This window comes from Erwinia sp. V71 (assembly GCF_965644245.1).
Lineage (GTDB): Bacteria > Pseudomonadota > Gammaproteobacteria > Enterobacterales > Enterobacteriaceae > Erwinia.
The window spans coordinates 18,056-28,672 of record NZ_CBFFRK010000053.1; the positions used below are offsets into that span (position 1 = coordinate 18,056).

At 56.0% G+C, this 10,617-nt stretch carries 13 protein-coding genes; 5 read left to right on the forward strand and 8 right to left on the reverse strand.

Annotation, left to right across the window (positions count from 1 at the left end):
* Positions 1-66 precede the first annotated feature (66 nt).
* Entirely contained in the window at positions 67-1,434 is a 1,368-nt protein-coding gene (gene eat, locus ACSZO1_RS12570; RefSeq protein WP_437613016.1) for an ethanolamine permease, read from the forward strand.
* A 35-nt stretch (positions 1,435-1,469) separates the two neighbouring features.
* Here eat and mak read toward each other — a convergent pair whose 3' ends face one another.
* Positions 1,470-2,378: a fructokinase gene (mak, locus tag ACSZO1_RS12575; protein WP_437613018.1), complete on the reverse strand. Its 909-nt coding sequence runs from the start codon at positions 2,376-2,378 to the stop codon at positions 1,470-1,472.
* Between the two features lie 136 nt (positions 2,379-2,514).
* Here mak and rdgC point away from each other — a divergent pair, with 136 nt between their 5' ends.
* The gene (gene rdgC, locus ACSZO1_RS12580; RefSeq protein ID WP_437613020.1) at positions 2,515-3,426 is read left to right on the forward strand and encodes a recombination-associated protein RdgC; all 912 of its coding nucleotides are present in this window, start codon (positions 2,515-2,517) and stop codon (positions 3,424-3,426) included.
* Positions 3,427-3,495: 69 nt separating this feature from the next.
* Here the strand turns inward: rdgC and ACSZO1_RS12585 are convergent, their stop codons facing one another.
* The gene (locus tag ACSZO1_RS12585) at positions 3,496-4,365 is read right to left on the reverse strand and encodes an EamA family transporter (RefSeq protein ID WP_437613022.1); all 870 of its coding nucleotides are present in this window, start codon (positions 4,363-4,365) and stop codon (positions 3,496-3,498) included.
* 73 nt (positions 4,366-4,438) lie between these two features.
* Between ACSZO1_RS12585 and ACSZO1_RS12590 the strand changes: the two genes are divergently transcribed.
* A complete protein-coding gene (locus ACSZO1_RS12590) occupies positions 4,439-4,963 on the forward strand; it encodes a MarR family winged helix-turn-helix transcriptional regulator (protein ID WP_437613024.1) in 525 nt (174 codons plus the stop codon).
* Between the two features lie 69 nt (positions 4,964-5,032).
* Here ACSZO1_RS12590 and ppnP read toward each other — a convergent pair whose 3' ends face one another.
* The 4 genes from ppnP to aroL form a co-directional block, all read right to left on the reverse strand.
* On the reverse strand, positions 5,033-5,317 hold the full coding sequence (gene ppnP, locus ACSZO1_RS12595; protein ID WP_437613026.1) for a pyrimidine/purine nucleoside phosphorylase: 285 nt from the start codon (positions 5,315-5,317) through the stop codon (positions 5,033-5,035).
* 110 nt (positions 5,318-5,427) lie between these two features.
* Positions 5,428-6,105, reverse strand: coding sequence for an AroM family protein (locus ACSZO1_RS12600; RefSeq protein WP_437613028.1), 678 nt, complete (start codon positions 6,103-6,105; stop codon positions 5,428-5,430).
* A 60-nt stretch (positions 6,106-6,165) separates the two neighbouring features.
* Complete coding sequence (locus ACSZO1_RS12605; RefSeq protein WP_437613030.1) at positions 6,166-6,357, reverse strand: YaiA family protein; 192 nt, start codon at positions 6,355-6,357, stop codon at positions 6,166-6,168.
* A 150-nt stretch (positions 6,358-6,507) separates the two neighbouring features.
* Positions 6,508-7,032: a shikimate kinase AroL gene (aroL, locus tag ACSZO1_RS12610; RefSeq protein ID WP_437613032.1), complete on the reverse strand. Its 525-nt coding sequence runs from the start codon at positions 7,030-7,032 to the stop codon at positions 6,508-6,510.
* Positions 7,033-7,341: 309 nt separating this feature from the next.
* Here aroL and ACSZO1_RS12615 point away from each other — a divergent pair, with 309 nt between their 5' ends.
* Positions 7,342-8,037: a DUF2076 domain-containing protein gene (locus ACSZO1_RS12615; RefSeq protein WP_437613034.1), complete on the forward strand. Its 696-nt coding sequence runs from the start codon at positions 7,342-7,344 to the stop codon at positions 8,035-8,037.
* A 67-nt stretch (positions 8,038-8,104) separates the two neighbouring features.
* Here ACSZO1_RS12615 and ACSZO1_RS12620 read toward each other — a convergent pair whose 3' ends face one another.
* A complete protein-coding gene (locus ACSZO1_RS12620) occupies positions 8,105-8,548 on the reverse strand; it encodes a YaiI/YqxD family protein (protein WP_437613036.1) in 444 nt (147 codons plus the stop codon).
* Positions 8,549-8,719: 171 nt separating this feature from the next.
* On the opposite strand from ACSZO1_RS12620, the gene proC reads away from it, so the two are divergent.
* Complete coding sequence (proC, locus tag ACSZO1_RS12625; RefSeq protein WP_437613038.1) at positions 8,720-9,538, forward strand: pyrroline-5-carboxylate reductase; 819 nt, start codon at positions 8,720-8,722, stop codon at positions 9,536-9,538.
* A gap of 30 nt (positions 9,539-9,568) precedes the next feature.
* Here proC and ACSZO1_RS12630 read toward each other — a convergent pair whose 3' ends face one another.
* Positions 9,569-10,504 (reverse strand): diguanylate cyclase, encoded by a 936-nt coding sequence (locus ACSZO1_RS12630; RefSeq protein WP_437613040.1) that lies wholly within the window; start codon positions 10,502-10,504, stop codon positions 9,569-9,571.
* Positions 10,505-10,617: the final 113 nt, after the last annotated feature.

Here is a 10,617-nt window from a genome sequence, read left to right on the forward strand (position 1 = left end):
TGACACAGGATTAACCGGGGCGAGGCGCAGACCTCGAATAAACACGACGATAACGGGGATGACAGCATGACAAGCAAACTAAAGCCCACACTGGGCACGATACATCTGTGGGGCATTGCGGTAGGTCTGGTGATTTCCGGTGAATACTTCGGCTGGAGCTACGGCTGGGGTGTGGCGGGCACGCTGGGCTTTCTGATCACCACCGCGCTGATTGCCACGATGTATACCTGTTTTATTTTCAGCTTTACTGAACTGACCACCGCCATCCCGCATGCCGGTGGTCCTTTCGCTTACAGCCGCCGCGCCTTCGGTGAAACCGGCGGCCTGATCGCCGGGATGGCGACGCTGATTGAATTTGTTTTCGCGCCACCGGCGATTGCGATGGCGATTGGCGCTTATCTGAATGTGCAGTTTCCTGAACTCAATCCGAAATATGCCGCGGTGGGCGCCTATCTGGTGTTTATGACGCTGAATATTCTCGGCGTTAAACTGGCGGCGACCTTTGAACTGTTTGTCACCGTGCTGGCGGTGGGTGAACTGCTGGTGTTTATGGGCGTGGTTGCCCCGGGCTTTAGCGTGACTAACTTTGTTGCTAATGGCTGGTCTGGCGGCGACAGCTTTGGCATGCCTGCTGTTTCGGGGATTTTCGCCGCGATTCCGTTCGCTATCTGGTTTTTCCTCGCTATTGAAGGCGCAGCGATGGCCGCCGAAGAGGCAAAAGATCCGCAGCGTACCATTCCGAAAGCCTATATCAGCGGTATTCTGACACTGGTGGTGCTGGCGATTGGTGTGATGCTGCTGGCAGGCGGTGCGGGCGACTGGCATACCCTGTCCAATATCAACGATCCACTGCCGCAGGCGATGAAAATGATTGTCGGCGAGAATTCGGGCTGGATGCATATGCTGGTGTGGATTGGTCTGTTTGGCCTGGTTGCCAGCTTCCACGGCATCATTCTTGGCTATTCACGTCAGTTCTTTGCCCTGGCGCGCGCCGGTTATCTGCCGCCGGGCCTGGCGAAACTGTCCCGTTTCCAGACACCGCACCGGGCGATTATCGCCGGGGGTGTGATTGGTATCGCCGCGATTTTCAGTGACAGCTGGATTAACCTGCAGGGCATGAGCCTGACGGCGGCGATGATCACCATGGCAGTGTTCGGCGCCATTGTGATGTATCTGATGAGCATGCTGAGCCTGTTCCGCCTGCGCCAGACTGCACCTGATATGGCACGCAGCTTCCGCGCGCCAGGTTACCCAATTGTACCCGGCATTGCGCTGGTGCTGGCGGTGGTGTGCCTGATCGCCATGTTGTGGTTTAACCCGCTGATCGGCGGCCTGTTTATTGCCATCATGGCGATGGGTTACGCCTGGTTCCTGATGTCAAAAACCCTGCGCGACAGCGCACCAGTGGATGAAATGTTATCTGGCAGTAAGTAAGTCCCTGCCCGCTCTCCCAAGCGGAGAGCGGGTGGTTATAACAGCGGCCAGAGCCAGGCCGCGCCACGCACTCCGCTGGAATCACCGTGTTTCGCCTGCAACAGTGGCGTTTCACACTCACCACCAAATACCCACTGTTTCATCAGCTGCGGCACGCGCTGGTAGAGACGCGCGACATTACTCATTCCGCCGCCAAGCACAATCACATCCGGGTCGAGAATATTCACCACATGCGCCAGTGATTTCGCCAGCCGTAACTCATAACGGCTCAGCGCCAGCTCCGCGACGGCCTCCTGCTGCGCCAGCCGCTGCATAATTTCCGGCCCTTTCAACGCCTGACCACTCAGCCGCTGATAGTCAGTGGCAAAACCGGTGCCGGAAATAAAGGTTTCGATACAGCCCGCCTTTCCGCAATAGCAGGGCACTTCCGCCCGATAGCGCAGTTCATCTTCATCCATCCACGGCAGCGGATTATGCCCCCATTCGCCCGCCACACCATTCCCTCCGCTGTGCGCCTGGCCATGCAAAGCCACACCGGAACCACAGCCCGTACCGATAATCACCGCAAACACCGTCGCCTTGCCTGCCGCCGCGCCATCGACGGCTTCAGATACCGCCAGGCAATTGGCGTCATTGGCAATACGCACTTCGCGCTGCAGCAGTGCTGCCAGGTCATGGTCCAGCGGCTGACCATTCAGCCAGGTCGAGTTGGCGTTCTTTACTTTGCCACTGTAGGGTGACAGCGTGCCAGGTATGCCGACGCCCACCGTGCCGGTCATGCCGGTTTCGGTTTCCGCCAGCGCCACCAGCCCGGCGATCGCCTGCAGGGTCTGCTGATAATCATTTTGCGGCGTCGGCACACGATGACGAAACAGCGTGTCTCCCTGGTCAGACAGGGCGATCACTTCGGTTTTCGTGCCACCTAAATCAATACCAATACGCATATTTTTATTCCTCATTATTCGACACGTCGTCATCACCTTAGAAGCAGGACGTCATAAAGGCAATGGATGAAACGCGCGCGATGTTTCGCTATCATGCGCGCTGACTTTTAGAGTGCTCCCCGGCTAAGGAAAAACCATGTTGTGGTTTAAAAATTTGATGGTTTATCGTCTGAATCGTGACATTCCGCTGTCCATCGACGATCTGGAAAAACAACTCGACGCCTGTTCCTTTAGCCCCTGCGGCAGCCAGGATATGGCGAAAACCGGCTGGGTGTCGCCGATGGGTTCACGCAGCGATGCGCTGACGCATGTGAATAACGGGCAGATTCTGATCTGTGCGCGCAAAGAAGAGAAGATCCTGCCTTCGCCGGTAATCAAACAGGCGCTGGAAGCGAAAATCGACAAACTGGAAGCCGAGCAGCAGCGCAAGCTGAAAAAAACCGAGAAAGACTCGCTGAAAGATGAAGTGCTGCACAGCCTGTTGCCGCGCGCCTTCAGCCGTTTCAGCCAGACTTTTTTATGGATCGACACCGTTAACAATCTGATTATGGTCGACTGCGCCAGAGCGAAAAAAGCCGAAGACACGCTGGCGCTGCTGCGTAAAAGCCTCGGTTCGCTGCCGGTGGTGCCGCTGACCATGGAAAGCCCGATTGAGCTGACCATGACCGAATGGGTGCGCTCCGGCGAACTGCCTGCCGGTTTTGCGCTGATGGATGAAGCTGAGCTGAAAGCGATTCTGGAAGATGGTGGCGTGATCCGCTGTAAAAAACAGGATCTGGTCAGTGATGAGATCGCTAACCATATCGAAGCCGGTAAACTGGTGACCAAACTGGCGCTCGACTGGCAGGAACGCATTCAGCTGGTGTTGTCTGATGATGGTTCACTGAAGCGCCTGAAGTTTGCTGATACCCTGCGCGAGCAGAATGACGACATTGACCGCGACGACTTCGCGCAACGCTTCGATGCCGACTTTATCCTGATGACCAGCGAACTTGCTGCACTGATCAGTAATACCGTGGAAGCGCTGGGTGGAGAAGCACAGCGTTAATCTTTATTCCCTCCCCCATTGCATGAGGGAGGGAATGTCACACGCCTCCACTTCAGTGCAACTGCCGCTTTATCCCTTCACCCTGCGCGTACTCACCTGCACCATCACCACGCTGCCTAATACCAGCACTAATCCCAGCAATGACAGCCCGGTCATCTGCTGACTGAGGAACACCCAGCCCAGCACCACGGCGGTTAACGGGCTCAGCAAACTCAGCGACGTCACCGCCACTGACGGCAGGCGTGCAATACCACGAAACCACAGGCTGTACGACAGCAACGCCCCCGCCAGCGAAAGATAGCCGTAGGCCGCGATTTGCAGCGTGGTTAACGCGGGCAACGGTGCATCCATTTGCAGGGCGACAGGCAACAGAATCAGGCCGCCCAACAGTAACTGCCAGCCGGTTAACGCCATCACCGGCAATGGCAGGCTCCAGCGCCGGGTCAGCCACGCGCCTGCCGCCATGCATCCCGCCCCCAGCAGTGCCGCGGCGATGCCCGGCCCATTCCACACGCTGTCCGGCGATAACAGCAACACTCCCATCCCCACAATGCCAGCGATACTGGCCCACAGCGCGACCAGCACAGGCTGCTGACGATCGACCGCCCAGGCCAGAAACATCACCATCAGTGGCTGTATCGCCCCCACCACCGCCGCCAGACCACCCGGCAGACGATACGCCGCAACAAACAGCAGCGCCTGAAAGAAGCCAATATTCAGTGCCGATAACACCAGTAAACGCCACCAGTGTTGTCGGGCAGGCAGGCGACGCATCCAGAGCACCAGCAGCAATCCGGCCGGTAATGTCCGCAACAGCGCAGCGGTAAAGGGGCGATCAGGAGGTAAAAACTGTGACGTAATGATATATGTTGAGCCCCAGATCACTGGAGCCAGCGCCGTCAGCAGGATATCCTTAAACACAGAATGCAGACTATTCATCAACTACCTCGACTTCAAGATAAAGCAGGATTCTGTAAAGATAATATCTTGACGTCAAGACAGTGGAGCACAAATGAACACGCGCAAAGCCGACGCGGTTGACGCGATCCTGGAGCAGTGGCGACGGGAAAGACCCGATCTCGATGCCAGCCCGATGGGTCCGATTGGCCGCCTGAAACGTTGTACCATGCTGCTCGAACCCAGAGTGGAAGCGGCCATTGCCCTGCACGGTCTGGCAGTATGGGAGTTCGATATGCTGGCGACATTACGCCGTTCGGGCGAACCCTATTGCCTGTCGCCCACCGCACTTTTTTCCACATTGATGGTGACGTCCGGCACCATGACCCATCGTCTGAAGCGGCTGGAAGAGAGAGAACTGATTGAACGGAAACCAAATGCCGACGATGCACGCAGTATGCTGGTGCAACTGACGCCGAAAGGGGTTGAGGTGATCAATAAAGCCGTGGAAGATCATGTCGATAACGAGCGAAAAATTCTGTCCCTGCTCTCACCACAGACACTGGCGGAACTGGATAATGCGTTGTCGCTTTTTATGCTCGAACTGGAAAAGGATAGCGTGACCGCGAAGAAACGCTAACGCAGGCCAGCGTGATACTGCCAGCCTGCGCTCACCTGCATAACCCCGCCCATAAGGACGGGGCGCAGATTACAGGTAACGACAGAGATAAGACGTCGGTTCAGCCACCTGCAGGTGGAACTCGCTATGCTCCGGCACATTAAAGATCTGGCCAGCTTCGTAACGAACCCACTTTGTTTCACCCGGCAGCAGCACGGTCAGTGAACCGCTCACAACGGTCATCTCTTCCGCCTGGGCGGTGCCGAAAGTGTATTCACCTTCCACCATCACGCCGACGCTGGCGCGTCCGGTACTGGCGCTGGTGAAGCCCAGAGATTTCACCTTTCCGTCAAAATACTCGTTAACGTTGACCATGCAACTTCCTCAAAAAGCAGATAAAAAATAGTTGGAAAATCAGTGTAGAGGTTTGTTTAACGCTCTGTCACGCAAAATTCACCGGGAATGTTGCCCGCTTCACGGCGCACTTATACCAGTAATTCCGCCGCCAGTTTCGCCACCAGCACATTCGACAACAATACCGGTATATTCAACAGCTTCTGCAGAAAATCACGGTGTTGCTGGTGATAACCAAAGCAATCGAGCACCACCACATCAGCGCCCTGCTCCCTGAGTGACTGCGCGGCGGCCGCCAGCGCGGCGTCTTCATCCTGCCACGGACTGGCGACGGCAAAACAGGGAGCCTTACTGAGATGACGCCACTTCACCTGCTGTTCATCAATCTGCTGGCGGGTCGGCACCACGATCCCTACCTGATGGCTGTCGACGATCGACTGAACCAGTGGGGGAATAATACGATCCGGTTCCAGCAGCAACGCCTGATGGGTCCACAGCGAAGCAAACTGGCCGCTGCACAACAGCAGAATAATCTCGAATCCCTGCTGCTCCAGCTCCGTGATCCTGCACTGCAGCGCACGCTCCACCTTATCAGCTGACAGGCAGACCACACATCCAGTCTGCAGCCGCGTCACCCGCACTCTTTCCCCGGGCTGAGGGGCAAACTGCTGCGCCACATCTTCCACCGTCAGCCCGTCAAGCAATCCGGCGTGGGCGATACATTCCTCAGGCAGATGCTCCAGCAACAGCGGCAAAATATCGCTGCGCGGCGACTGTCCGATAGTAAGAGTAACCAGTGCTGGTTTCATGATACTTTCCCCACGCCCGCTGGCGTCAGGCTGTATGCTGCTTCAGGTGCGGCAGCGGAACTACTCTTTCTCAACATCTTCGTAGCGTTGTTGCGCGTCCAGTGCTTCCTGTTCGGTCTGATGTTCACTGATTAACGTGTTGGCGTGAGGATGGTCTGCACGCAATTCATACCAGGTTACGCTTCGCCCCTGCGGCCCTTTTTCGACCGTTTCAATGCGTGCCTTACGTGGATATGAAGGTCTTGTCGCCATCAATACTTCCTCCTGGTTGCTCAGATTCAAGGTAAGTATAGACACCCCAGACACACGGTGGGCTGGCATCACAGAGACATTATGGTTTGAAAAAGCAGAGAGTGTGACGCTGCCAGCAATGCGGCAGCGTTCAGGAGGAAAATGAAGATGTTAGCTGGCGCGTGCCAGTGACAGGACCTGCAGCATCTGCTGTACCACCTGCTCCGGCGACTGCATTGCATTGATCACATGATGCGCGGCCTGATGGTAAAGCTGGTCGCGCTGCTTCAATACTTCCACCATTTCGTCCGCAATCGGGCGACCAGTCAGGGTTGGACGTTGTGCTTCTTCCGGGTACGCTTCCAGTCGTGCGGCCAGTACCTCAGCATCGGCCTGCAGATAGATAACCTGCCCCTGCTCACGCATAAACTGACGGTTCTCTTCCGCCAGCACCATCCCGCCGCCGGTGGCGACTACCGTTGAAGAGGCTGTCACGGCAACCAGCGACTGCGTTTCACGCCGACGGAAGCCTTCCCACCCTTCTGCAGCCACAATATCGGCAACGGTCTGTTGCGTACTCTGCTGCAGAAAATGATCGGTATCGCGAAACGCATAATCCAGCGCCAGCGCCAGAGCGTGTCCAACAGTAGTTTTCCCGCAACCACGGGCACCGATCAGATAAATGGGTAACGACATAAATAGCACATCCTCAGCCGCATTACCGGAGCACCAGGCTCATCAGCAAGACGAAAAAACAGGTCAACTTTGCGTCGCATCATACCGACAATTGCCGCCATGAGCCAGCGTAACGTCCACTTTACGCACTCTGCGCAGGGGTATTAGCCTAAAATAATGATTAAAAAGGAAAACAACATGCACATTTTGTGCATGACTCGTTAGCTTTACACCACTTTGCAATGGCAACATTTGCTTACGCCGCTCTGATTTACTTTCCTTCGCCGATGGACAAAATGTCTCTGTTACCTGTTTACGGAGGTTTGCCCCATGCAGAATGAAGAACAACGCCTGATTGAAAATCTGTTTAGCCGACTGAAACAGGCCGAATCCCAGTCCGGCCCGCGCGATGCCGGGGCGGAGCAATTGATTGCCAGACAGCTGCAACAGCAGCCGGGCGCCCCTTATTATATGGCGCAGGCGCTGCTGATTCAGGAAGCGGCGCTGAAAAAACTCAATGAGCGGGTGAGTGAACTGGAAAACCGCCTTGCGCAACAGCAACAATCCGCGCAGCAAAGCAGCGGCGGTTTCCTGTCCGGGCTGTTTGGCGGCGGCAATCGCCAGCCGCAGCAACAGCAGCCAGTGCAACCTGCGTGGAACAGTGCGCCAGTGCAACAGCAGCAAGCCGCCTGGGGTGCGGCACCTGGCGCAGCGCGCGGCACCGGTTTTCTCGGTGGTGCGCTGCAAACCGCCGTCGGTGTGGCGGGGGGTGTGGTGATGGCCAATATGCTGACCAGTATGTTCCACCACTCGCAGCCGGAAGAGATCGTCAATATTATCAACGAACCTGCGCTGCCTGATGTTCCCGATATGCCGGACACCAGCCTTGATACCTTTAACAACGTCGGGCAGGGGAATTTTCTGGATCAGGATGCCGGTCTGCCGCAGGATTTCGCCAGCAATGATTACAGTGATTTCAACGGCTTCGGCAGCAGTGATTTTGACGATGACGACAGCTTTGTCTGATGTGAACGGATGTCATACTCAGAGGCGGCAATCCCGCCTCTGAGTAACCATAACCCACCCGCCAGACCTACCCTTTCAGCAACCATTTATCCAGTTCATTGGCGAACTGCTGGCGATCGCGCTGATTTAATGCCGTCGGGCCGCCAGTCTGAATACCGCTGGCACGCATGGTATCCATAAAATCACGCATCGTCAGGCGTTCACGGATCGTGGCGTCGCTGTAGCGTTCACCACGCGGATTCAGCGCTACCGCCCCTTTCGCCAGCACTTCCGCCGCCAGCGGAATATCAGCAGTGATCACCAGATCGCCTTTTTCCGCCCGGCGCACAATCTCGTTATCCGCAACATCAAACCCGGCCTCCACCCGCAGCGTGCGCAGAAAACGCGACGGCGGCACACTCAGCGACTGGTTCGCCACAAAGGTTATCTCGATTTGCGCCCGTTCCGCTGCGCGGTACAGCACCTCTTTAATCACTTTTGGACACGCATCGGCATCCACCCAGATTGGCATACTCTTTCCTGTCAGGATTGGGGAATAATGGAGATCTTGCCGTTCTTTTCCAGAATGGCAAATTTTATCTGTTTCCGGCAGGGTTCCACAGCGTTAAACACAGGGAGCGCTGGATTACGGTGAAGAATGTCGTAAGCTAGTCAGCGACAGAAACAGGAGGCAGAGAAGAGAATGCTGGAGAAAAAGATTGGTTTTATCGGCTGCGGCAATATGTCGAAGGCCATTATTGGCGGCCTGGTGGCCAGCGGAAGCATTGCGCCGGAAAATATCTGGGTATTCGACCGCAAGCCTGCCACCAACCAGGCGATGCAGCAGCAGTACGGTATTACGCCTGCGCAAAGCGCAGATGAGGTGGCGAAACAGGCCGATATCCTGTTCGGCGCGGTGAAGCCGAATGTGATTCTGAAAGTGCTGAAAGACATTAGCGGTAGCCTGAAAAAAGAGACGCTGGTGGTATCGATTGCCGCAGGTGTCACGCTGGATGCGCTGGCAATGGCGCTAGGCCATGACCGCAAAATTGTGCGCGCCATGCCGAACACCCCGGCGCTGGTGAATGAAGGCATGACCTCTGTCACCCCGAACGCGCTGGTCACCGCAGAAGAAACCGATGAGGTGGTGGCGATTTTTAACAGCTTCGGTAAAGCCGCGGTGGTGGATGAATATCTGATCCATTCAGTGGTGGGCGTCAGCGGTTCCGCCCCGGCCTATGTATTTATGTTTATTGAAGCGATGGCTGATGCCGCCGTGCTGGGCGGCATGCCACGCGCCCAAGCCTATCAGTTTGCTGCTCAGGCGGTAAAAGGTTCTGCGCAAATGGTGCTGGAAACCGGTAAACATCCGGGTGAACTGAAAGATATGGTCTGCTCACCAGGCGGCACCACCATTGAAGCGGTGAAAGTGCTGGAAGAGAAAGGCTTCCGCGCCGCGGTGATTGAAGCGATGCGCCAGTGCATGGCGAAGTCGGAAGCGTTGAGCAAGAAAAACGCCTGACGCCCTCCCCCGCCTGTCACAGGCGGGGGATTACTTGGCCTCAGTGGATGCCAGCGCGATCTCGGTTCGTCCGCGCCCACCATTTTTCGCCCGATACAGCGCGACATCCGCCGCTTTCAGCCATTCACGATATGACGTCATCTCCGGCATATACTGCGCAATACCGACACTGATATGTATTGCCGTCAGCGGCGCCAGTAATTCGCGATTCTCCTGCAGATTATCACGCACCCGGCTCATGGCCAGCAGCGCATTAAGCGACGGGGTTTCCGGCATAATCACGGCAAATTCATCACCGCCAAAACGACCAATCACATCGCTGGCGCGCAGCGTCAGGCGCAGCTCATCGGTGACGCGCAGCAAGGCTTCATCACCAATATCATGGCCAAAGGTGTCATTAATCGTTTTAAAATGGTCGATATCAATCAATAACAGCGTCGCCATACGTTTATAGCGTTTGCAGTTATCGTACTCATTGCGCAGCAGATGCTCCCAGTGACGGCGGTTATACACGCCCGTCATACCATCATGGGTGCTGATCTCCATCAGTTTGCGCTTGTGCTGTGCCAGTTTAATTGCCGTCTGATACGTCACCTGGCCGAGAAACACCGGATAGACTACCAGCATGGGCAAACAGATATACACCTGCAACAGCGTGGTCGCGACACTGACGGGCAGACGCAAGAGCAGCAGCATCGCCCCCATCACCGCCATCTGAAGTAACAGGCCACGGAAAAAGAAGCGCCCGCCACTTGCCGCAACATTGTTCATGCCCATCATTGAGACAATCAGCGCCGAAGGCAGTGCATTCAGCCCCATCAGCGCAATCCATACCCCGCCAAGCGCCGAGTCGAGGAGTAAATTACGCAACTCCGTCGCTTTCGGATCACGCGCGCGCAGTGACAGCCAGTACGCCAGGTGGGGCCAGAGAAAACCATTAATAAACAGCAGCAGCGTCAGCCACAACGGAGGAGTGAGAGATAAGGAAAAATAGACACAAACAGGGCGGATTCAAGTTCGAAGTGCAACGCTAAGCCGTCTGTCTTAACTCTGCAAAGACCACTGAAGGCTGCCGGAAC